The organism is Streptomyces sp. NPDC002564 (assembly GCF_042889645.1).
GTDB lineage: Bacteria > Actinomycetota > Actinomycetes > Streptomycetales > Streptomycetaceae > Streptomyces.
Map to the genome: position 1 here is coordinate 31349 of NZ_JBIARE010000002.1, position 21908 is coordinate 53256.

The following is a 21908-nucleotide window of genomic DNA, read 5'->3' on the forward strand; positions in this document are numbered from 1 at the left end:
CGCGGGTCCTCCCCTACAGCTCCTTGATACGGATGTCGCGGTACGACACCACGTCCGTCACGCCGTGGACCTGGAGTCCGAGGTAGCCGGACGCGAAGCGGCGGCCGTCCGTGCCCGGGTCGTCGCCGCGGGGCGGCGTGAAGTCCTGGCCGCCGACGTTGTCGAACTCGTTCAGCAGGACGCCGTTGCGGTAGATCGAGTAGTGCTGGTCCACCACACGGACCTCGTAGTCGTTCCACGTGCCCTTGGGGGTGACGCCCGCGCCCGCGAGCCCCACCCGGTCGAAGCCGTAGATCGACGCGGTCTTGTACATGTCGCCGTCGGGCCGGTCGTGGATCTGGATCTCATGGCCGTACTTGATGGCGACCCACTCCGGACGGGACTCCTCCGGGTGGTCGTGGACCTGCGGGAAGCGCACGAAGACACCGGCGTTGGTGTTGCCGTTGCCCGGCGCGTCGTCCCGCCACTGCAGCTTCAGCGAGAAGTCGCCGTACTTGCGCTTGGGGAACCACAGCATGCCCATGCCCTCGACCGAGGTGGAGCTGGTGATCGTGCCGTCGGCGTTCAGGCCGAACTTGCCGCCGCCCACCTGCTCCCAGCGGTCGAAGCTCTCCTTCGTGCCGTCGAGGAGCTTGGTGTAGCCCTCCGTCTGGCCGGGCTTGCCGATGCCGGACTGCTTGGCCGCGCGGTTGATCTTGTTGTACTCGCGCCGGTCGATCTCACCGTCCTTCAGGAGCTTGTCCGTCACGGTCTTGACGTGCTTGAGGAAGAGAGCGTGCGAGGACCAGTCCTTCTCGTCCTCGATCAGCTCGCCCACCCGGCACCGGTTGTTCGTGACGCGGTTCGGGATACCCGTGTCGACCGTGCCGACGAACACCGTCGACCGCTCGTCGTACTCGGGGCAGTTGGGTGCGGGCACGCCGCCGCCCTCGGCCACCGTGAAGGACGCGGTCTTCGCCGCGGACGCGTTGCCCGCCTTGTCGCTCGCCCGGTACGCCACGCTGTGCCGGCCCACCCGGTCCACGACGACCGGCGCCTCGTACGCCAGGTAGGGGCCGCCGTCCAGGGAGTACTCGACCTTGGCGACACCCGAGTCGGCGTCCGTGGCGGTGACCGTCACCTTCGCCTTCCCCAGGTAGGCGCCGTCCGAGTCCTTGGTGCCCTCGACCTTCGCCGAGGTCTCCGGCGGCGTCTTGTCCTGCACCGGCGGCGCGACCACGGTGAACTCGACGGACTTCTCGGCCGCCTGGTTGCCCGCCTTGTCCGACGCCCGGTAGCGGACCTTGTGCGCGCCCGTCTCGTGCACCATGACCGGCGCGGTGTACGCGGTCCAGGCGCCGTCGCCGATCGCGTACTCGATCTTGTTGACGCCGGAGCCGGTGTCGGACGCCGTCACCGTGACCGTCGCCATGCCGACGTACTGCCCCTGGTCGTTCTTCTCGCCGGACACCGTGGCCGACGTCTCCGGCGGCGTCTTGTCGTCCGTCGGCGGCGCGACCACCGTGAAGTCGACGGCCTTCTCGGCGGAGACGTTGCCCGCCTTGTCGGTGGCCCGGTAACGGATCTTGTGGGTGCCGACCTGGTCGACCACCACCGGCGCGGTGTACGGCTGCCACGCGCCGTCCGCCCCGACCGCGTACTCGACCTTGTCGACGCCCGACCCCTCGTCCGTCGCGGTCACCGCGACGGTGGCCGAACCGACGTACGCGCCGTCGGCGTTGGTCGTCCCCTCGACCTTCGCCGAGGCCACGGGCGCCGTGGTGTCCTCACCGCCGCCCTCGGTCACCACCAGGATGCCCTGCATCGCCCCGTGGCCCGGGATGGTGCAGTGGAAGCGGTAGCGGCCCGGGGTGAGCGTGACCTCGGCGGTGTGCTTGCCGGCCTGGTCGTCGTTGGGGTTCGCCATGATGTTGAGCGGCACGTCGTTGTTGTACTCGGGGTCCGACGTGTCGAACGTCAGCGTGTGCGGCATGCCCGTGGTGTTGCCGGTCGCCTCGCTGTTCTCGAAGACGATCGTCGTCGGGCCCGCCACCGCCGTGGTCGGCACCGACTTGTACTTGGTGATGTCGTTGTCGGCGGTCCAGGTCAGGGTCTGCGCCGCGGCCAGACCGGAGTTGTCGGTGCGTGCCGTGGCGGCCGTCGAGGTCAGCCCGAGCACCATGAGCAGCGACACGAACAGCGCCGCGTACAGTCTTCGCCGCCCGGACGCGGTGCGCGCCCGCCTGCCGGACGCGGTCCCGGATGTGCGCATCATCCCGCCTTCCTCGCGAGGTCCGCGGCGGCCGGGGTCGCCGCGCCGCCCTTGTACGTCACGCGCCACAGCGCCGACTTGGAGTCCGAGGTGAAGAAGCCGCGGCCGTAGTCGAGGACGTACAGCGAACCGTCCGGCGCGAACTTCCAGTCCATGAGGTTCTTGATGCCGTCGTTCCCGATCGGGATGATCTTCTTCAACGACTCGGCGTGCACCGGGAGTCCGCCGCTGCCCACCGTCTTCGGATCGGTGACCACCGCGTGCCGCGGCTGGTCGGAGTCGTAGAAGTCGCCGACGAACCACTTGCCGTCCCAGTACGCGGGCCACTTGTCGGCACTCGTGCTCGCCGCGTCGAAGCGGTACACCGGGCCGTTCATGGTGGCCTGGCCGCCGCCCTTCAGCCACGGCAGGAGCGTCTTCTGCTCCTCGGTCTTGTAGCTCGGCACGCCCTTGGCGTCGCGCGGGTAGTCCACGCCGCCGCCCTGCGGCGAGTACCAGATGTTGTTGGGCTCGGCCGGCGGGATGTTCACCAGGCCGTCGTTGTTGGGCGACTCGTTCTTGAGGTTCTTGCAGTCGTACCAGCCCAGCGGCTTCGTCGGGTCCGGCAGATTGCGGTCGCGGTAGGGCTGGTTGTTGCCCATGCAGTACGGCCAGCCGCGGTTGGAGGCGTGCGTGATCGCGGCGAACGTGTCGTACTTGGCCGGGCCCCACGTCGTCGAGGGCGCGCCCGCGTCCGGTCCGACCCACCCGGCGTACAGGGTGTCGGTCTTCTTGTCGATCGAGATGCGCGCCGGGTTGCGCACGCCCATCACGTAGATCTCGCCGCGCGTCTTGCCGCCGCCCTCGTCCTGCTCCTTGCCGGTGAAGAGGTTGCCCTGCGGGAGCGTGTACGTCCCGTCGGCCTCGGGGTGGATGCGCAGGATCTTGCCGTTGAGGTTGTTGGTGTTGCCCGCCGTGCGGCGCGCGTCGGCGAAGGAGACGCCCTTGAAGTTCGGCTGCGGGTTGTTGCCCGAGTAACCGTCGCTGAACTGCGAGGAGTTGTTGTCACCGGTCGCGATGTACAGGTTGTCCTTGGAGTCCCAGGCCATCCCGCCGCCCGCGTGGCAGCAGCTGTGGATCTGCACCGGCCACTTCAGGAGCACCTTCTCGCTGCCCAGGTCCAGCTTGCCGGTCGCCTGGTCGAGGGTGAAGCGGGAGACGTACCGCTCGGCCATGTGCGTCTCGCGGTTGATCTTCGCGTGCGGGGTGTAGTGCAGATACACCCACCCGTTCTGCGCGAACTTCGGGTCCAGCTCGATGCCGAGCAGGCCCTCCTCGACCTTGATGAGTTCGTCGCCGCCGCCCTTGTTCCCGAAGACCGTCAGGGCGCCCGCGAGGGTCGTCTTCCCGGTCCTGGGGTCGTAGACGTGGATCTCGCCCTTGCCCTTGCCGACATCGGGGTTGTTCCAGTCGGTGACGACCGGCTGCGAGGAGTCGGCGCCGCCGCGGCCGATGTAGAACACCCGCCCGTCGGGCGCCGTGACCATGCCGTGCGGCTCGCCGATCTGGTCGTTCTGGCCCGGCTGGTTGGGCCGGGTCAGGCGCTCCGCCTTGTAGTTGGCGGTGATCGTCGCCTTGCAGTCGGCCCGCGCGATGCGGGTGGTCCACAGCAGGGCGCCCCGCAGATGACTGCGGAAGTCCACTTCGTCGTACGAGTCCGCGGTGCCGCCCATGCCGGTGTAGAAGGACCGGCCGCCGTCGTAGTCGCGGCACCACGACACCGGGTGGTCCCAGCCGTTCTTGCCCTCGCCCGGCTGGTACGTCGACTCGCGGACGCGGGCGACCGTGTGGACGTCGCCCGAGGGGTTCTTCGTCCAGTTCAGCCACCGGTCGGGGCGCTTCCACTGGAGCGGCAGGTCCTTGGTGGCCGGATGCTCGCGGTCACCGACCTCGACGGTCGCCCGCTGCACGTTCGTCGGGCTCGCGTCGGCGGGCCGGGCGCCGATCAGGCCGGTGAACCACGTCGAGTACGGCTCGGCGCGGGCCGCGTCGTGGATGCCCAGGAAGCCGCCGCCGGCCTCCATGTAGGCCTCCAGACCCGCCTCCTGCTCGGCGTCGAGGACGTCGCCGCCGCCGGTCAGGAACGCCACGGCGTTGAACTTGCCGAGCTTCTTCTCGTCGGTGAAGACGCCCGCGTCGTCCGTCGCCTCGATGGTGAACCGCTGGGCGGCCGGGCCCGACTGGCCGATCTTCTCGATCGCCGCGATGCCCGCGTCGACGACCGGCGACTCGTCGCCGCCCGCCGCCGAGCCGTGGAACACCAGCACCTTCACCTTGGCCCCGCCCGGCGGCGAGGGCAGCGACATCGTTGTCAACGGCGGTTCCGGGTACGGCCGCGCGGAGGCGGCCTGCGCCGAGAGCGCGCCGGTGACCAGCGCCCCGGACAGCAGGGCGGCCGCCCAGGCCCGGCGGGAACGGATCGGTCTGCGTCGTGTTCTGGTCAACCCTCGTACAGCCAAGGGCCTTTGATGCGGTGTGCGCCGCATGAGTACACCCACCCCTCGTCGGTCACAGCAACAGGCGCCGACGAAGCTAGACCTCTTTTCGCAACTCGCCAATAGGTATCACCGCGATAGCACCAACTTTGTCCTGCGTGTGGATAAACAAAGATCCGGCCGATACCGTGTGGCCGTCCCCGGGGCATCCTGCGCCCCGTCAGTCTCCGTACCGCAGTGGGGAGTTCGTCATGGACCGGCCGAACCGACGGAATCTGGACAGACGCAGCTTCAACCGGCGGATGCTCGTGGGCGGCGCGGCCGCGGCCGCCGGGGTGACATCGTTGTCGGTCGCCGGCGCGCCCGACGCGAGCACGGCCGAGGCGCCGCCGAGGACCGCGCCCGCGGGCGGCGAGGTCAAGCGCATCAAGATGTACGCGGAGAAGCTCCCGGACGGGCAGATGGGCTACGGCCTGGAGAAGGGCAAGGCCTCGATCCCGGGTCCGCTCATCGAGCTCAACGAGGGCGACACCCTGCACATCGAGTTCGAGAACACCATGGACGTGGACGCCAGTCTGCACGTCCACGGCATGGACTACGAGATCTCCAGCGACGGCACCCGGCACACCAAGAGCCACGTCGAGCCGGGCGGCAAGCGCACCTACACCTGGCGCACGCACGCCCCCGGCCGCCGCAAGGACGGCACCTGGCGCCCCGGCACCGCGGGCTACTGGCACTACCACGACCACGTGGTCGGCACCGACCACGGCACCGGCGGCGTGCGCAAGGGGCTCTACGGGGCGCTCATCGTGCGGCGCAAGGGCGACCTGCTGCCGGACAAGACCTTCACCGTCGTCTTCAACGACATGACCATCAACAACAAGGCGGGCCACGACAGTCCGGCCTTCGAGGCGACCGTCGGCGACCGGGTGGAGTTCGTGTCGATCACGCACGGCGAGTACTACCACACGTTCCACGTGCACGGTCACCGCTGGGCGGACAACCGCACCGGCCTGCTGACCGGCCCCGACGACCCGAGCCAGATCCTCGACGACAAGATCACCGGACCTGGCGACTCGTTCGGCTTCCAGGTCATCGCGGGTGAGGGCGTGGGAGCCGGTGCCTGGATGTACCACTGCCATGTGCAGAGCCACTCCGACATGGGCATGGCCGGGCTCTTCCTGGTGAAGAAGGCGGACGGCACGATCCCGGACTACGAGCCGCACCATGGCGCGTCGGCGAAAAAGAGCGGCGGTTCCAAGAAGTCGGCCCCCAAGGACGGCGACGCGGGTGCGTCGCCCGAGAAGCCCGAGAAGCCCGAGAAGCCCGAGAATGAGGACGCGGCCGAGGGGCACGACCACCACTAGGGCGTGTTGCGAAAGTCCCGTCTGCCCGGCGGGCGCACGACGTCACTGTCGCAACACGCCCTGGGCGGACCCGTGCGGCCGCCGGGATCACCCCCGGCGGCCGCACGGGGAGTTGCCGCGCGGCGCCCGGCTCAGCCCCGTACCGCGCCTACCTGCTCCAAAAGTTCGGCGAGCATCTCGGCACGGTCGTCCGGGTCGGGGTAGCCGCGCGGCTCCACGTCCCGCTCCGCCCAGCCGGACGCCCGCAGCCGCTCCAGACGCTCCACGAGGCGCGGTCGGATGTCGTCGGGGATGCTGAAGTCGTCATCGATCAGGACCAGTTGGCAGGCCGCCAGGAACGGCCAGGGCACGTCGGGGGAGTCGAACTCGACGAGCAGCCGGTCGTACGCGTCCGGCGCGCCGTCCTCCAGCGCGTGCTGGAGCGTCGCGGCCCGGATCAGGGGCGAGGCCGAGCCGGCGTGGCGCGCCATGGCATCGGCGATGGTCCGGGTGCCGCGCTCCTCCTCGTCGCGGGCCATCCCTGCGAGTCTCTGGGCGGCGAACCCGCGGACCTCTTCGTCCACGTCGTGGTCGAGGATCCCGACGAGGGTGTCGACGGCGCGGATCTCGTCGGGAGTGCCGCGGGCCAGCAGGCCCATGCCCGACGCGGCGCACTTGCGGACGTCGGCGTCGGCGTGGCCCAGCGCGGTGCGGAACAGCTCCACCGGCCGCGTCTCCAGGGGCGAGAGGACGTGCAGCCTGCCGTAGCAGTCGAGGATCTGCTGCAGGACCATGGGCTCCCGCTCGCGTGCCACCAGATGGTCGAGGGCCTCGATGATGCCTCGGCGCCGCAGGATGTCGTCGCACAGGCACTGATGGTGCAGTGCCTCGACGCCCAGTGCCGCCCGGGCGTCGTCGTCGCTCGTGCAGAGCGCCAGTGTCTCGTCGAGCTGGATGCCGCGCAGGGCCCGGTCCGTCCACGCCTCCACGTCGGGTATCTCGGCCAGCGGCGCGATCAGGTCGAGGCGGTCGTCGCTGTCGGGCGGGAAGGCCAGCGCCCGTTCCAGTACCTCGCGCGTCTCCGCCCGTACCCGCTCGGCCTCCGCCGGCGGCAGCTGCCGGTTCCGGAGCAGTACGAGCGAGGCCAGCACCACCGCGAGGTCGAACGCCAGGTCGCGGGCGAAGAACCCCGGCGGCCCGAGACCGTCGAGGCCCTCGGCGGTCCAGCCGTGCGCCCGCAGGGACGTCAGGCGGGCCCGCATGTCGTCCTGAAGGTCCTCGCCGACCTCCTGCGGGCCGGGCGGGCCGCCGAGCCCGGCCACGAAGGCGGCCCACGCCCGCACGAAGCCCTCCGGGTCGTCCAGGTGCCGCGCGACGAGCCGTTCCGCGCGCCCGCGGACCTTTGCGTCGCGGCGCAGCGCGATGGCGAAGCCGTCCACCACGCCCTCGTCGAAGTCGTCCGTCCACGGTTCGCGCGCCACGGCCGACGCCAGCTCGCGCAGCGCCCACTCCAGGCCGGCCGCCTCCGCCGCCCGCGTCGCCGCCGCGGCGCGGACCGCCGCGTCGGGGGACCGCAGGGCGGCTGCCAACTCCTCGTGCAGCTCGGCCTGCTTGCGCTCTCTCCGCTTCGTGAACATGGAGTTCGTGACCTTCGTGAACATGGAGGCAGCCTAGGCCGTGTCCATACACCCCCGTCCGCCCCGCGATGCCCAACAGGCCCGGGGCGCGCGCCGGTCGCGGCGGGCCCGCCCTGCGGGCGGACGACGGGGCGGTCCGGATACGACCGAGGCATGCGACGGAAGGCACCGCACGCCCCGCGACGGGCCCCTCGGCCGCCCCCGCGAGGCCCCTCGCCGGGAGGGCTCCGTGGCCGATACGGGAAGATGCCTCCTGACACCGTCAGGGAGGAGTGACCGAAGGTGACCGAGGAACCGCGCCCCACCCTGGAGGCCGTGGCCGCCCGCGCCGGGGTCTCCAGAGCCACCGTGTCCCGTGTCGTCAACGGCGACCCTGGGGTACGGGAAGTGCTCGCGGAGAAGGTGCGGATCGCGGTCGACGAGCTCGGCTACGTGCCCAACCGCGCCGCCCGCAGCCTGGTCACCCGGCGCCACGACGCGGTCGCCGTGGTGATCGCCGAGCCGGAGAACAGGGTCTTCGCCGACCCGTTCTTCGCCCTCCAACTGCGCGGCATCAGCAAGGAACTGACGGCGCACGACATTCAGCTCGTCCTGCTGCTCACCGAGGGGCGGGACGACCACGAGCGGGTCGGCCGCTATCTCGCGGGCGGTCATGTGGACGGCGCGCTCGTCTTCTCGCTGCACCTGGACGACCCGCTGCCCGGCATCATCCGGCGCGCGGGGGTGCCGACCGTGTTCGGCGGGCGGCCCGGCTGGCCGCAGTTGGGCCCGGACGGGCCGGGCGCGGCGTACGTCGACTGCGACAACCGGGGCGGTGCGCGCGAGGCCGTGCGCCACCTGGTGGGACTCGGCCGCCGCCGCGTCGCGCACATCACCGGCGCCCTCGACCAGACCTCCGCGGTGGACCGGCTGGACGGCTTCCGTGACGTGCTGGGCGAGGTGGATCCGTCGCTGGTCGCCGAGGGCGACTTCACCCCGGCGGGCGGGGAGCGGGCGATGCGCGAGCTGCTGCGTCGCTGCCCGGAGGTGGACGGTGTCTTCGCCGCCAACGACCTCACGGCGTCCGGCGCCCTCCGGGTGCTGCGCGAGCACGGCAGGAGGGTGCCGGAGGACGTGGCGGTGGTCGGGTTCGACGACATGCTGCCGGTCGCCGAGCAGACCGATCCGCCGCTGACGACGGTCCGTCAGGACATCGAGGAGATGGGCCGGTTGATGGCCAGGATGCTCGTGCGCGACCGGGCGGGGGCGGATCCCGCCGCGGAGCCGGCCGGTGTGGTCCTGCCGACGTCCTTGGTGCGCAGGGCGTCGGCGTAACAGGTCTGGACCCTGCGGGACGTGTGCCACGGACGCGAGGTTCCGTATCAGCGATCGGTGGCGGGATATGCCGGAGGACAGAAGCGGAGCTGTCCGCGGGCGCGGGGCTCGAAGTGGCGTGCGGTGCGGCCCGGTCGGTGGCCGGCGCGGGCCGTCGCCGCTCACGTGGCGGTGGTCACCGCAGAGCCGGGGCGGCCGCTGCGACGGCGGGGCCGCGGTCGGAGCGCGCGCGGCGGAGGTCGCGTGCCGCCAGGGCGATCATCACGGCGGGGATGAGGACGTCGTTGGCCAGGATGCCGCCCGTGTTTCCGGCGGCGTGGTCGCCGTGGGCGACCCACTGGTGGACGTGCCCGATCGTCGCTCCCCACAGGAAGGCGGCGGCAGCGAGCCCGCTCGTGAGGCGTTCACGGGGTGATGCGGACGCGCCGCGGAAGCCCAGCAGGGCGAAGCCGAGGTTGGCGAAGGCGATCTCGAACTGGAACGGCGAGTGGGCGAAGCCGATGGCGTCGGCCATCCCGTCCGGGAACGCCAGGAACGAGAGCGTGATCCACAGACTGCCGATGCCGAGGGCGCCGACGGACCACCAGCGCTGCCAGATCTCCGCCGCGGGCCGGTCGGGGTGGCGTCGGCAGCTCAGGTGCGCCCCGAGGGCGGGCACCAGCATGAACAGGAGCGGGAACGTGGTCTGAACCGCATACGGGAGAGTGTCCATGCATCGAGTGTTGCATGGTTAATATTAACCTCGCAAGTATCCGATAGGGTGAGCTCATGGACGAAGGACTGGCAGAGCTTCTGTACCGCGTGGTCATGCTGATGGGGGAGGCGGCCCGGCGCCGCTCCGGCCCCGAGCAGCGCCTCTCCCCGAGCCAGTTGCGCCTGCTCGGCACCCTTGAGGAGATCCAGCCCGCCACCCAGCACCAGCTCGCCGAGGCGCTGGGCCTGTCCGACCCGGCCATCAGCCGCGCGCTGCGCCCGCTGGAGGCGGAGGGACACGTGACGATCAGCGTCGACCCCGCCCACCGGCGCCGGCGCCTGGTGTCCCTGACGCCGATGGGGCAGGCCACCTTCCTCGCCGAGGGGAAGCCCTTGGAGGAAGAGCTCCGCGCGGCCCTCCTGGCGGCCGGCTTCCCCTACGAGCGCTACCTGGCGGACACCCTCCGGCTCGCCGCCCTGCTGACACCCGCCGAAGGGCCTAGGACCCCACGCTCACCGTGAACCGTCGCGGGTTGCCGTCGTGTGCGGCGCCCGACACGTCCGGCTGCCCGTCGGGGCGCACGTCGTCGTACGGGAAGGCGTACCCGATGGGGGAGTTGGCGTGCACCACCCGGGACCAGTGGTTGGTGACCGCGCCCTTGTAGTAGTCGGCCGTGGTCGTGCCGTTGGGCTGCGAGGGGTGGGTGAGCATGATGCTCCGGTTGAAGCCCGCGGCGAGCCGGGCGAGCAGGCCCTTCTTGTCGTCCGGGTCATTCGGGTTGTTGGCGAACGGGCCGTGGTTGCAGGTGAAGACGTCCTTCGAGGTGGGCTTGGTGAAGGAGTGCCCGCCGTTGAACGTCAGGACGTCACCGCTGACGCGACCGGTGAAGACGCCCCGGCCGCCCTGGAGGTCGATCTTGAGGTCCGTGCCGCGGTACTTGTCCCACACCTGGTCGATGTAGCCGGTCCAGAGGTCGCGGAACGGCATCTGGTCGGGCCGGTCGAAGTACGGGGCCATGAGGTTCTGCGGCGAGATCACCCGCAGCACGCCGCCGTTGCCGCGGATCACCAGCTTGTCCCACGGCTGGCCGTCCTTCGCGGTCTGCGCCGCGAGGCCGGCGGCGATCCTGCCGACGGCGCCGTCCGGCAGCGGGGCGACGGTGTGCCTGCCGTCGCCCTCCAGGGTCAGGCCGATGGGCAGCGCGGTGACGAGGTCGACGTAGCTGATGTTGGCGTAGAGCTGCTGGGGGTTGAAGGTGAACTCGCAGAACGACCACGTACGCCCGTAGTTGGGGTCGGCGGGAGTGGCGAAGGCGGGCTCGACCAGGGCGGGGCCCGGGTTGAGGAAGAAGTCCAGCTTGTCGTCGCGGACGAAGTAGACGCGCGCGCCGTACATCTGGGGGAGCGTCAGCACCTTGGGGGCCGAACCCGCGGCGCCGAGCGGGATGGCGCAGTCGACGGGCAGCGGGGTCTGGGGCGCGGAGGGCGAGTCGGGGCGGTAGACGCCGCCGTCCGGCTTGAGCAGCACCCAGCGGCCGGTGCCCTGCTCGTGCCCGGTGACGTAGGCGCGCACCTGGCCGGGAAGCGACTTGTTCACCAGGGCCAGCTCGCAGGTCGTGGGCGCGGCCTGGGCGCCGGGGCTCAGCGCGCTGCCCCAGACGGGATAGCTGAGGGCGCCCGCGGCGACGGCGGTGGAGGTCAGGAACGTTCGACGCGATATCACGGAAGGTCTCCTGCACAAGGCTGTGGGGGGTGGTGGGGGGTGGTGCACCACTGTCCCGACGGGCGAATGCGGCGTCAAGAGTTGTGACTGAGAGCGCTCTCAAAAAACTTCTCCCTTCACGAAATGGCGAGATGAGGCCGTTCCGGACGAGGCCGTCACGGACGAAGCCGGGAGTGCGGGGGAGGGCGCGGGAGGGCGGCAGGTGGCCGCCCGGGCCGACGGGGCCGCCGTTGTCAGTGCCCAGTGCCAGACTCGGAAGGAGAGAAGCAAGATGCGACAAAGGAGTCGATCATGCTCAATGCTCGTTTCGTGACGGGGGCACCGGTCTGGGTGGACATGTGCGCCCCGGACCTCGCCGCTGTCAGCGGCTTCTACCGCGACCTGTTCGGCTGGGACCTCCGGCAGGGCGGCGCGGACGTGGGTGGCTACGGCCAGTACGGAATCTCCGGCAGGACCGCGGCGGGCGCGATGGCGATCCCGGCGGACGAGGCGCTGCCCTCCTGGACCCTCTATTTCCGCACGCCGGAGGCGGACGCCACGGTGAAGGCCGTGGAGCAGGCCGGCGGCAGCAGCCTCTTCGAGGCCGTGGACGTCCTCGACCTCGGCCGCATGGCGGGCCTCGCCGACTCCGCGGGCGTCCCGTTCGCCGTGTGGCAGCAGGGGCAGCTCAAGGGCCTCGATGTCCTGAACGAACCGGGCGGCCTGGTCTGGACCGAGCTGTACACCCCGGACGTCTCCGCGGCCCTGGGGTTCTACGGCTCCGTGTTCGGCTGGCAGGCCACCGAGACGTCCTTCCCCGGCGGCACGTACACGATGGTGCACCCCGCGGACGGCACACCGGACGACATGTTCGGCGGCGTGGTGCCCCTGGACAGCGACCCCTCGGAGACGGAGGCGTACTGGCTGCCGTACTTCCAGGTGGACGACTGCGACGCGGCGGTCGCCAGGGCCCGGGAAGGGGGCGGCACGGTGCGGATGGAGCCCCTCTCGATGGCGGGTGTCGGCCGCTTCGCCAAGCTCGCCGATCCGGCGGGCGCGCGCTTCGCGCTGCTTGAGCCGTCGCCTCCCGGCGAGCAGGGCGCGCCGTGACCGGCGGTTTCGCGCGGGCGCCCGGTGGGCAGCCCTCTGCGGGGCAGGCCGGCCGTGCGGAGCTCCGGCGGCCGGATATACGGGCGTTGATCGTTCGTTGATCGCTTGTTTCGCGCGGTGCGACAGCATCGGCGGCATGCAGATCGACATGACAGCCGAGCCCGGACTGGCCTGGCAGGAGCAGGCGCTGTGCGCCCAGACGGGAGCCGACTTCTTCTTCCCCGAGCCCGGCAGCTCGGTGCGTGAGGCGAAGGACATCTGCCGGATGTGTGAGATGCGCCCGGCTTGCCTGGAGTACGCGCTGAACAACGACGAGCGATTCGGCGTCTGGGGCGGCCTCTCCGAGAAGGAGCGGTACGCGCTCAGACGCGCATCCCGAGCCTGAGTCCCGGCCCGCGGGCTCCTCGGCATCTAGGACGATGCCCGACAGGAGCCCGCGGGCTTCCGGGCGTACGCGCGGGCCCACGACCTGTCAGGGCGCGGCGTGACCGGCCGCGCCCAGCTCCGCGACCTGGTCGACGGCGCGGTGGCGAGGGCCTGCCGCGGGACAGTGGCGACGGCCTGCCGCGGGACATGAGAACGCGCCCGGGACCCCTCCCGGGCGCGCCTTCGGTTCCCGCGGGTCAGGCGCCGCGCGCCGCCATCCGCGCCTTGCGGGCGGCGAGCCGCTCGTCGAACTTGGACGCCTCCGCGTCGAGGCCGCCCATGAAGAAGCCGAGCTCCTCCTGCGCCTTGCGGCCCTCGGGGCCGAGCCCGTCGATCTCCAGGACCTTCAGGAAGCGCAGCACGGGCTGCAGCACGTCGTCGTGGTGGATCCGCAGGTTGTAGACCTCGCCGATGGCCATCTGCGCGGCGGCCCGCTCGAAGCCGGGCATGCCGTGGCCGGGCATGCGGAAGTCGACGACGACGTCCCGCACGGACTGCATGGTGAGGTCGGGCGCGATCTCGAAGGCGGCCTTCAGGAGGTTCCGGTAGAAGACCATGTGGAGGTTCTCGTCGGTGGCGATGCGCGCCAGCATCCGGTCGCAGACCGGGTCGCCGGACTGGTGGCCGGTGTTGCGGTGCGAGATCCGGGTCGCGAGCTCCTGGAAGGCCACGTACGCGACCGAGTGCAGCATCGAGTGGCGGTTGTCCGACTCGAAGCCCTCGCTCATGTGGGCCATCCGGAAGCGCTCCAGCTCGTCCGGGTCGACGGCGCGGGAGGCCAGGAGGTAGTCGCGCATCACGATGCCGTGGCGGCCCTCCTCGGCGGTCCAGCGGTGCACCCAGGTGCCCCAGGCGCCGTCGCGGCCGAAGAGGGAGGCGATCTCGTGGTGGTAGCTGGGCAGGTTGTCCTCGGTGAGCAGGTTCACCACGAGGGCGATCCGCCCGATGTCGGTGACCGGGGACTGGCCCTTCTCCCACGCCTCGCCGTCCTCGAAGAGGCCGGGGAAGTTGCGCGCGTCCGAGAACGGGACGTACTCGTGGGGCATCCAGTCCTTGGCCACCTTGAGGTGGCGATTGAGTTCCTGCTCGACCACTTCCTCCAGCGCGTAGAGCAGCCGGGCGTCGGTCCAGCTGTCCGCGCTGCCGAGGTGGGGAGAGGTGATCGTCACGGGGGCTCCAGAAGGGGGACGGGAGTACTTACGAGCAGTGCGAGCGGTGCACTACCTACGGTGTCGTAGGTTACGTTGCCGTAGGTTAAACCCACCGTAAAGAGCCCGAGGACCAAGGTCCCACCCGTCTCGACCGGCGACTGTGGCCTCATCGCAGGTCAGGCGTACAGTTCGCGGAGCCGGACTGAGAGGCACGTCACACAGCCCTCGAGTTTCTCGAACTCGCTGATATCCACCAGAACCGGGTCGAATCCGAGGTCGGCGAGGAGGTCCGCGCTCTTCGGTGCGCTCGCCGCCATCAGCAGCCGCGACCCGCCGAGCAGCACCACGTGCGCCCCCGTCTCCTCCGGCACGGGCAGGAAGCGGGGGAAGAGGGACGCGCTGTCGACCAGCGGCTCGTACCCGAGGACGGTCCCGTCGGGCAGCGCCGTCACCGCGGACTTCAGATGGAGGACCGAGGCGACCGGTACGGCGACGACCCGCGCCCCCAGCGGCTCGAAGACGGCCCGCAGCTGGCGCACCCCCTCCGCGTTCGTCCGGCCGCCGCGCCCCACGTAGAGCGTGTCGCCGACCTTGAGGACGTCACCCCCTTCGAGGGTGCCGGGCTCCCACACCCAGTTGACCGAGCAGCCGAGCCGGGCCACCGCCTCCTCGGCGCCCGCCGTCTCGCCGCGCCGGGACTCGGCGCCCGGCCGGGCGATCAGGGCCACGTTGCGGAAGACGACCACCGCGTCCTCGACGAACACCGAGTCCGGGCAGTCGTCGGCCGGCGCCGCCTCGAAGGTCTCCCAGCCGTGCCGGTTCAGCGTGGCCGCGTACGCCTCCCACTGCCGCAGCGCGAGCCCCGTGTCGACCGGTGTGCGTTCCAGGTGGGTCACCAGGCCCTCGGCCAGGCGCGGGCTCGGACGGCGGATCAGGGCCTTCTGGCTGGGCACGGCCGGCTCTCCTCACGTGGGCGGGGCAGTGCCGCTCATCATGCAGCGCGCGGCCGTCCCCGGCCCAGAGCGCCTCGGAGGTGCTCGGCGGTGAACGACCCCTCGGCCGAGAGGAGTTGCGCGGGTGTTCCCTCGAAGACGATCCGCCCGCCGTGCTTGCCGGCGTCGGGTCCGAGGTCGATCACCCAGTCCGCGTGCTTGACGACGTCGAGGTTGTGCTCGACGACGAGCACGGTGTTGCCCGCGTCGACCAGCCGGTCGAGCAGCGCGAGCAGTCCGTCGACGTCCGCCATGTGCAGCCCGGTGGTCGGCTCGTCGAGCACGTAGGTCGTGCCGGTGCGGTGCAACTGCGTGGCCAGCTTGATGCGTTGGCGCTCGCCGCCGGACAAGGTGCTCAGCGGCTGGCCGAGCGTGAGGTAGGTCAGGCCCACGTCCCGCAGGGCGTGCAGGCGGCGGCGTACCGCCGGGTCGTCGAAGCGCTCGAAGAAGCCGAGGGCCTCCTCGGCCGTCATCTCCAGCACGTCCACCACGGTCCGGCCGTCCACGGTCAGCCGCAGCACGTCCTCCTTGAACCGCCGCCCCGCGCACTGCTCGCACGTCGTGGTCACCGGATCCATGAACGCGAGGTCGCTGAAGATGACCCCACGCCCCTGGCAGCGCTCGCACGCGCCGTGGGAGTTGAAGCTGAACAGGCTCGCCTTCGCGCCGGTCTCCCGGGCGAACAGCTTGCGCACGGTGTCCATGATCCCGAGGTACGTCGCCGGGGTGGAGCGGCCCGAGATGCCGATGGACGACTGGTCGACGACCACCGTGTCCGGGTGTGCCGCGGTGAACGCCTCCGACACCAGCGTGCTCTTGCCGGAGCCCGCGACCCCGGTGACCGCCGTCAGCACGCCGGTGGGGACGCGCACGCTCACGTTCTTGAGGTTGTGCAGGTCGGCGTCCTTGATCCAGTGGCCGCCGGTGGCCGTGCGCGGTCGCTCCTTGACGCCCGTGGCGCGGCGCAGGTGACGGCCGGTGAGGGTGTCGGCCCGGCGCAGCGCGTCGGGGGTGCCCTCGAAGACGACCAGACCGCCGTCGGTGCCGGCCGCCGGGCCCATGTCGACGACGTGGTCGGCGATCGCGATGACGTCCGGGTCGTGCTCGACGACGAGCACGGTGTTGCCCTTGTCGCGCAGGCGCAGCAGGAGGTCGCCGAGGCGCCCCACGTCGCGCGGGTGCAGCCCGACGCTCGGCTCGTCGAAGATGTACGTCATGCCGGTGAGGCTGGAGCCGAGGTGGCGCACCATCTTCAGCCGCTGGCCCTCGCCGCCGGAGAGCGTGGACGTCGCGCGGTCCAGACTCAGGTAGCCGAGGCCGATCGCCTCGATCCGTTCGAGGGCCGCCACCGCGGCTCCGGCGACCGGACCCGCCACCGCGTCGTCGATGCGGGACAACTCCCGGATGAGATCGGTGACTTCCATGCGGGTGCAGTCCGCGATGCCCAGGCCGTCGACGCGGGTGGCGAGCGCCGCCGCGTTGAGCCGGGCGCCGTCGCAGACCGGGCAGGTGTCCTCGTCGAGGAAGCCCTGCACCAGGTCGCGGGTCTTCTGGGAGAGCGCCGACAGGTCGCGGTTGAGGTAGAGCCGCTCGAAGCGGTCGGCGAGCCCCTCGTAGTCGATGGCGCGGGCACCGCCCGTGTTGTCGACGCTGACCTTGCTGGGCCGCTCGCCGCCGCGCAGCAGGAACTGCCGCTCGGCGGCGGTGAACGCGCCGACCGGCTTGTGCGTGTCCAGGTCGGTGGTGTTCGTGTACGTCTGGCCCTGCCAGGTCCCGGCGGCGAACGGCGGGAAGAGGATCGCGCCGTCCGCCAGGGACCTGGCCGGGTCGATGATGCGGTCGTAGTCGGGGCGCACGGTGTGGCCGAGGCCGTCGCACTCGGGGCACATGCCCGACGGGTCGTTGAACGAGTACGCCGCCGCCGGGCCCGCGCTCGGCGTGCCGTGCCGCGAGAAGAGCACGCGGATCACGGAGTAGATGTCGGTCATCGTGCCCACGGTGGAGCGGGAGTGGCCGCCGACCGGCTTCTGGTCGACGACGATCGCGGGGGAGAGGTCCTCGATCGCGTCCGCCTGCGGCCGCTCGTACTTGGGCAGCCGGTTGCGCACGAACCAGGTGAACGTCTCGTTCAGCTGGCGCTGCGACTCCACCGCGATCGTGTCGAAGACGACCGACGACTTCCCGGACCCGGAAACCCCCGTGAAGACCGTGAGCCTGCTCTTCGGGATGCGCAGGTTCACCGCACGGAGGTTGTTCTCCCGGGCTCCGTCGATGGTGATGTGCTGGTGCGTGTCCTGGTGCATGCTGTCGAAGCTAGGCGGAATACCCGACAGCCTCTGTCTTCTTTTCCTGGGTGATCTCCTTCAGTTCTCCGTCCAGGAGCAGCCACCGCGTGATGCCGATGGACTCCAGGAACGGCAGGTCGTGGCTGGCCACGATCAGCGCGCCCTCATAGGACTCCAGGGCCGCCGACAGCTGCCGCACGCTCGCCATGTCCAGGTTGTTCGTCGGCTCGTCGAGCATGAGCAGCTGCGGCGCGGGTTCCGCGAGCAGCAGCGCCGCGAGCGTCGCCCGGAACCGCTCGCCGCCCGACAGGGTCGCCGCCCGCTGGTCGGCCTTGGCGCCCTTGAACAGGAAGCGGGCCAGCCGCGCCCTGATCCGGTTGTTCGTCGCGCCGGGGGCGTACGCCGCCACGTTCTCGGCGACGGTCAGCCCGCCGTCCAGCACGTCCAGGCGCTGCGGCAGGAACCGCGTCGGCACGTGGGTCACCGCCTCGCCGGAGACGGGTGCGAGCTCCCCGGCGATCGTGCGCAGCAGCGTGGACTTGCCCGCGCCGTTGCGCCCGATCAGCGCGATCCGCTCGGGCCCGCGCAGCTCGAACTCGCCCTCCACGCGCGCGCCGTGGACCGGCACGAGCCGGCTCAGGGTGAGCACGGTGCGGCCCGGGTGGACCAGGGTGTGCGGCAGGTCGACGCGGATCTCGTCGTCGTCCCGCACCGCGTCGGCGGCCTCGTCCAGGCGCTCCTTGGCCTCGGTGAGCCGTTCCTCGTGCAGGATGCGGTGCTTGCCCGCCGACTCCTGCGCGGCCCGCTTGCGCGCGCCGATGAGGATCTTGGGCTGGCTCCTGCTGTCCTGGATCTTCTGGCCGTACCGTTTGCGGCGGGCCAACTTGACCTGGGCGTCGGCCAGATCGCGCTTCTGCTTGCGCAGATCGGTCTCGGCGACGCGCACCATGCGCTCCGCCGCCTCCTGCTCGACGGCGAGGGCTTCCTCGTACGCGCTGAAGTTCCCGCCGTACCAGTTGATCTCGCCGTCCCGCAGATCGGCGATCTGGTCGACCAGGTCGAGGAGCTCACGGTCGTGGCTGACTACGACGAGCACACCGGACCACGCCTCGACGGCGTCGTACAGGCGCCGGCGGGCGTACAGGTCGAGGTTGTTGGTCGGTTCGTCGAGCAGCAGCACGTCCGGGCGGCGCAGCAGCAGCGCGGCCAGGCGCAGCAGCACCGACTCGCCGCCGGAGACCTCGCCGGTGGTGCGGTCGAGGCCGATGTGGCCGAGCCCGAGCTGGTCGAGGGTGGCGCGGGCGCGCTCCTCGACGTCCCAGTCGTCGCCGACCGCGGTGAAGTGCTCCTCGCGCGCGTCGCCGCCCTCGATGGCGTGCAGCGCGGCGCGGGTCGCGGCGATGCCGAGCACCTCGTCGACGCGCAGCCCGGTGTCGAGGGTGGCGTTCTGCGGCAGGTGGCCGACCTCGCCGGCGACGCGCACCACGCCCTCGGTGGGCGTCAGCTCGCCGCCGATCAGCTTCAGGAGCGTCGACTTGCCGGAGCCGTTGGTGCCGATGAGCCCCGTTCTGCCGGGCCCGAAGGCGGCCTGGAGGCCGTCGAGGACCGCGGTGCCGTCGGCCCAGGCGAAGGAGAGTGAGGTGCAGCTGATGGAGGTGGGGACAGGAGACATACAGGCCTCGCGGTTGCGTGGGTCCGACATGGGGGCAACGCGTTCGAGACACCGCGGCGAAAAGGGGGCCGGAAAAGAGAAAAGGCCTGTGCCGGGGGTACGGGACGGCTCGTATGCCGAGGTCGCACAACGGCGTGCACGGCAGCGGGGCTGCGTGACGCGGTGTCTCATGACCTCAGACGAGCAACGTCCTACTCCTATCGACGGCAACAGAACCTCGTACACCGTAGGAGGGCCCCCGTGGCGTGTCAATGTTTTATCGCGAGGCCCCCGCGAGCCCCCGCGACACCGCACGACGACGAATCCGAGGAGGCGCCGTGCACCACGGAACGCTGTCCCTGCCCGCGAGGCTCTACCTGCTCGCCTGGCATCCCGACAAGAAGAGGTTCACCGGCGGCCCCGACCTGCACCTCGCGGTACGCGCCGCCGCGCTCGCCGAACTCGCCCTGCGCGGCGTCCTGGCCGAGTCGGACGGCATCGTCACCCCGGTCGTCGGCGCGCGCACCGGGGACACGGCACTGGACGCCCTGGCCGAGCTCGTCGAGCAGTCCAGGCCCCGCAAGTGGCGCGGCTGGATGACCCACCGCTCCCGCGGCACCCTCGCCGCGGTACGTGACCAGCTGACCGCCCACGGCTACCTCACGCAGGGGCGCAGGCGGGTCCTCGGCCTCTTTCCCGCGCGCCACTGGGAGCTGGAGCGCGAAGGCTACGCGGAGATCCTGCGGGCGGAGGCGCTCGCCGTGCTGCGCGGTCCGGCGCCGGTCCAGGAGGTCACGGAGAGCGACGCGGTGCTCGTCGTGTGCGCGGCCACCGGCAAGGTGCGGCCGTTCGCCACCGGGGCGGACCGCAGGCGGTACAAGGACCGGCTGGAGGCGCTGACCGACCGCGGCGGGGGCGCCTCGCCGGAGCTGCGGGTGCTGCTGCACGGCCTGCGCAAGGCGCTGGCATCGGCGGTCGCGGCGGCCGAGGCGGCGCGCTCGTCCGGGGGAGGGGGCGGCGGCTGAGCGCGGGGGCGTCGCCCGGGGAGCAGGCCGGGTCGGACGTCCGGAAAGAAGCCGAATCAGGAGGGAGCACAGCCCTGCCGCTCTGGGACCATCGGCACAGGGTGGGGCTCAGCAGGCGTCGCGCATCAGCTCGGCGAGGTCCTCGTCCAGGTCGACGTGGCGGGACTCCTGGCCGACCGGCACCAGCGTCGTGGTGCGGTGCAGGAAACTGCGCAGCTCCCCGGTGCGGATGTGGACGATCGCGGTGCCCTCGGGCGCGTGGAACTCCACGACGGTGCGGTCGAAGCCGTACGGACGCACCCGCACGTCCCCGTCGCCCGCCGCGTGCTCGACGCCGTCGGTGAGGAGCTCGCGGGCGAAGGTCCAGTAGACCTCGATGCCCTCCAGGGTCGCGGGCGCGGGGAAGCTCATCCGCACGGCGAACGGGTCGCGCCGGTCGTAGTGGAGCCGGGCGGGGATGGTCGGCATCCGCGGTGCGGCGGCGACGAGGCGGGCCTCAACGGCTTGCTCGATGACAGTGGACAACGCCTGCTCCCTCACTGACTGCTGGACGACTTGGTTCGGCACTTGACTAGACGACGGAACGGCGAGATCCGTGCACACGGAGAGGGGGTGAGACCGAGTGACCTCTGTCACCGCGACACCGTGGCGGCGCCCGCGGTTCCCGGTGCCCACCCCCTGGGGGAGGCCTTCCGGCCATCTGGACGAGGCCCCGCGCGTCGGCTAGCTTCGCCCGCCATGAGGGGCATGGGGAAGACGAAGTCGATGAGGCGCCCGGTGTGGGCGGGACTGTGCGGGGCGGCGCTCGCCGGGACCCTGCTCGCGGCGCCCGGCACCGCGCTGGCGGACGGTCCCGCGCGCCACCCGGATCCGGGTCCGCGCTGGCAGCTGCGGGAGAGCGGCACCGACGCCCGCTTCCGCGGGCTCGCCGCCGTCAGCCGTGGCACGGCCTGGGTGGCCGGTACCAAGGGCACCGTGCTGCGTACCTCCGACGGCGGCAGGACCTGGCGCGAAGTCTCCCCACCGGGGGCGGCCGATCTGGAGTTCCGCGACATCGAGGCCTTCGACGGCCGTCGCGCCGTCGTGCTCGCCATCGGTGAGGGCGAGGCCTCCCGGGTGCTGCGCACCGACGACGGCGGCGCGACCTGGAAGGAGTCCTTCCGCAACACCGACGCTAAGGCGTTCTACGACTGCATGACCTTCTTCGACCGCCGCCACGGCCTGGCGATGAGCGACCCGGTCGACGGCAGGTTCCGCATCCTCTCCACCGCCGACGGCGGCCGCTCCTGGAAGGTCCTGCCCGACACCGGCATGCCCGCCGCCCAGGAGGGCGAGGCGGGCTTCGCCGCGAGCGGCCAGTGCCTGGTGAGCTCGGGGCCCCGGGACGTCTGGCTGGCCACCGGCGGGGCGTCGCGCGCCCGTGTCCTGCACTCCGCCGACCGCGGACTCACCTGGCGGGCCACCGACGCGCCGATCCCGGCGGGCGACCCGGCCCAGGGCGTCTTCGGCCTCGCCTTCCGCGACCGCACGCACGGCCTCGCGGTCGGCGGCGACTACCGCGCCGACCAGCCCTCGCCGCGGGCGGCCGCGGTCACCCGGGACGGCGGCCGCCGCTGGGACCCCGCGGGGCGCCCGCCGCCCGCCTACCGCTCCGGCGTGACCTGGCTCCCGCACAGCCGCACCACGGCCCTGGCGGTCGGCCCGACGGGCACCGACGTCAGCACGGACGGCGGCCGCAGTTGGCGGACGGTCGACACGGGCTCGTACGACACCGTGGACTGCACGCCGGACGGCGGCTGCTGGGCGGCGGGCGAGAAGGGGCGGATCGCCCGGCTGGCGCGCCGCTAGCGG

Annotated in this window: 17 protein-coding genes; 7 read left to right on the forward strand and 10 right to left on the reverse strand. The window is 71.6% G+C overall.

The window, feature by feature from the left end:
• Window positions 1-13: 13 nt before the first annotated feature.
• Together ACFYXE_RS06955 and ACFYXE_RS06960 are read right to left on the reverse strand one after the other, a co-directional pair.
• Window positions 14-2161, reverse strand: a complete 2148-nt coding sequence (locus ACFYXE_RS06955; protein WP_389311353.1) for an OmpL47-type beta-barrel domain-containing protein — start codon at window positions 2159-2161, stop codon at window positions 14-16.
• Window positions 2162-2250: 89 nt separating this feature from the next.
• On the reverse strand, window positions 2251-4776 hold the full coding sequence (locus ACFYXE_RS06960) for a ThuA domain-containing protein (RefSeq protein ID WP_389309717.1): 2526 nt from the start codon (window positions 4774-4776) through the stop codon (window positions 2251-2253).
• 224 nt (window positions 4777-5000) lie between these two features.
• Here ACFYXE_RS06960 and ACFYXE_RS06965 point away from each other — a divergent pair, with 224 nt between their 5' ends.
• Window positions 5001-6092: a multicopper oxidase domain-containing protein gene (locus ACFYXE_RS06965; protein WP_389311355.1), complete on the forward strand. Its 1092-nt coding sequence runs from the start codon at window positions 5001-5003 to the stop codon at window positions 6090-6092.
• 131 nt (window positions 6093-6223) lie between these two features.
• Here the strand turns inward: ACFYXE_RS06965 and ACFYXE_RS06970 are convergent, their stop codons facing one another.
• Window positions 6224-7732, reverse strand: a complete 1509-nt coding sequence (locus tag ACFYXE_RS06970) for a hypothetical protein (RefSeq protein WP_389309721.1) — start codon at window positions 7730-7732, stop codon at window positions 6224-6226.
• 258 nt (window positions 7733-7990) lie between these two features.
• On the opposite strand from ACFYXE_RS06970, the gene ACFYXE_RS06975 reads away from it, so the two are divergent.
• Window positions 7991-9022, forward strand: coding sequence for a LacI family DNA-binding transcriptional regulator (locus ACFYXE_RS06975; RefSeq protein ID WP_389309724.1), 1032 nt, complete (start codon window positions 7991-7993; stop codon window positions 9020-9022).
• Window positions 9023-9197: 175 nt separating this feature from the next.
• Here ACFYXE_RS06975 and ACFYXE_RS06980 read toward each other — a convergent pair whose 3' ends face one another.
• Window positions 9198-9734, reverse strand: coding sequence for a DUF6790 family protein (locus ACFYXE_RS06980; RefSeq protein ID WP_389309726.1), 537 nt, complete (start codon window positions 9732-9734; stop codon window positions 9198-9200).
• A 56-nt stretch (window positions 9735-9790) separates the two neighbouring features.
• Here ACFYXE_RS06980 and ACFYXE_RS06985 point away from each other — a divergent pair, with 56 nt between their 5' ends.
• Window positions 9791-10237, forward strand: coding sequence for a MarR family winged helix-turn-helix transcriptional regulator (locus tag ACFYXE_RS06985; protein ID WP_389309729.1), 447 nt, complete (start codon window positions 9791-9793; stop codon window positions 10235-10237).
• Here ACFYXE_RS06985 and ACFYXE_RS06990 read toward each other — a convergent pair.
• Entirely contained in the window at window positions 10215-11438 is a 1224-nt protein-coding gene (locus ACFYXE_RS06990) for a glycoside hydrolase family 64 protein (protein ID WP_389309732.1), read from the reverse strand. The two genes, ACFYXE_RS06985 and ACFYXE_RS06990, sit on opposite strands and share 23 nt — an antisense overlap.
• Before the next feature lie 291 nt (window positions 11439-11729).
• On the opposite strand from ACFYXE_RS06990, the gene ACFYXE_RS06995 reads away from it, so the two are divergent.
• Together ACFYXE_RS06995 and ACFYXE_RS07000 are read left to right on the forward strand one after the other, a co-directional pair.
• Window positions 11730-12527, forward strand: a complete 798-nt coding sequence (locus ACFYXE_RS06995) for a VOC family protein (protein ID WP_389309735.1) — start codon at window positions 11730-11732, stop codon at window positions 12525-12527.
• Window positions 12528-12663: 136 nt separating this feature from the next.
• The gene (locus tag ACFYXE_RS07000) at window positions 12664-12912 is read left to right on the forward strand and encodes a WhiB family transcriptional regulator (protein WP_389309738.1); all 249 of its coding nucleotides are present in this window, start codon (window positions 12664-12666) and stop codon (window positions 12910-12912) included.
• A 238-nt stretch (window positions 12913-13150) separates the two neighbouring features.
• Here the strand turns inward: ACFYXE_RS07000 and ACFYXE_RS07005 are convergent, their stop codons facing one another.
• From ACFYXE_RS07005 to ACFYXE_RS07020, 4 genes are all read right to left on the reverse strand, one after another.
• Window positions 13151-14122 (reverse strand): acyl-ACP desaturase, encoded by a 972-nt coding sequence (locus ACFYXE_RS07005; protein WP_389309741.1) that lies wholly within the window; start codon window positions 14120-14122, stop codon window positions 13151-13153.
• A 158-nt stretch (window positions 14123-14280) separates the two neighbouring features.
• Window positions 14281-15057: a dimethylargininase gene (gene ddaH / locus ACFYXE_RS07010; RefSeq protein ID WP_389309744.1), complete on the reverse strand. Its 777-nt coding sequence runs from the start codon at window positions 15055-15057 to the stop codon at window positions 14281-14283.
• Between the two features lie 38 nt (window positions 15058-15095).
• Window positions 15096-17399 carry an ATP-binding cassette domain-containing protein gene (locus ACFYXE_RS07015; RefSeq protein WP_389309747.1) on the reverse strand — a complete coding sequence of 768 codons (2304 nt, stop codon included), beginning with the start codon at window positions 17397-17399 and terminating at the stop codon, window positions 15096-15098.
• A 10-nt stretch (window positions 17400-17409) separates the two neighbouring features.
• Window positions 17410-19053 carry an ABC-F family ATP-binding cassette domain-containing protein gene (locus ACFYXE_RS07020; RefSeq protein ID WP_389309750.1) on the reverse strand — a complete coding sequence of 548 codons (1644 nt, stop codon included), beginning with the start codon at window positions 19051-19053 and terminating at the stop codon, window positions 17410-17412.
• Window positions 19054-19370: 317 nt separating this feature from the next.
• Here ACFYXE_RS07020 and ACFYXE_RS07025 point away from each other — a divergent pair, with 317 nt between their 5' ends.
• Complete coding sequence (locus ACFYXE_RS07025) at window positions 19371-20057, forward strand: GPP34 family phosphoprotein (protein WP_389309753.1); 687 nt, start codon at window positions 19371-19373, stop codon at window positions 20055-20057.
• Window positions 20058-20165: 108 nt separating this feature from the next.
• On the opposite strand, the gene ACFYXE_RS07030 is transcribed toward ACFYXE_RS07025, so the two are convergent.
• Window positions 20166-20582, reverse strand: coding sequence for an SsgA family sporulation/cell division regulator (locus ACFYXE_RS07030; protein WP_361167015.1), 417 nt, complete (start codon window positions 20580-20582; stop codon window positions 20166-20168).
• Window positions 20583-20804: 222 nt separating this feature from the next.
• Between ACFYXE_RS07030 and ACFYXE_RS07035 the strand changes: the two genes are divergently transcribed.
• Window positions 20805-21905 carry a YCF48-related protein gene (locus ACFYXE_RS07035; protein WP_389309756.1) on the forward strand — a complete coding sequence of 367 codons (1101 nt, stop codon included), beginning with the start codon at window positions 20805-20807 and terminating at the stop codon, window positions 21903-21905.
• Window positions 21906-21908: the final 3 nt, after the last annotated feature.

Bases quoted from the DNA above. Each gene is read 5' to 3' on its own strand.
- ACFYXE_RS06970 (WP_389309721.1), bottom strand. From the start codon at position 7,732: ATGTTCACGAAGGTCACGAACTCCATGTTCACGAAGCGGAGAGAGCGC.
- ACFYXE_RS07000 (WP_389309738.1), top strand. From the start codon at position 12,664: ATGCAGATCGACATGACAGCCGAGCCCGGACTGGCCTGGCAGGAGCAG.
- ACFYXE_RS06955 (WP_389311353.1), bottom strand. From the start codon at position 2,161: ATGGTGCTCGGGCTGACCTCGACGGCCGCCACGGCACGCACCGACAAC.
- ACFYXE_RS06985 (WP_389309729.1), top strand. From the start codon at position 9,791: ATGGACGAAGGACTGGCAGAGCTTCTGTACCGCGTGGTCATGCTGATG.
- ACFYXE_RS07020 (WP_389309750.1), bottom strand. From the start codon at position 19,053: ATGTCTCCTGTCCCCACCTCCATCAGCTGCACCTCACTCTCCTTCGCC.
- ACFYXE_RS06960 (WP_389309717.1), bottom strand. From the start codon at position 4,776: ATGCGGCGCACACCGCATCAAAGGCCCTTGGCTGTACGAGGGTTGACC.
- ACFYXE_RS06980 (WP_389309726.1), bottom strand. From the start codon at position 9,734: ATGGACACTCTCCCGTATGCGGTTCAGACCACGTTCCCGCTCCTGTTC.
- ACFYXE_RS07035 (WP_389309756.1), top strand. From the start codon at position 20,805: ATGGGGAAGACGAAGTCGATGAGGCGCCCGGTGTGGGCGGGACTGTGC.
- ACFYXE_RS07015 (WP_389309747.1), bottom strand. From the start codon at position 17,399: ATGCACCAGGACACGCACCAGCACATCACCATCGACGGAGCCCGGGAG.
- ACFYXE_RS06995 (WP_389309735.1), top strand. From the start codon at position 11,730: ATGCTCAATGCTCGTTTCGTGACGGGGGCACCGGTCTGGGTGGACATG.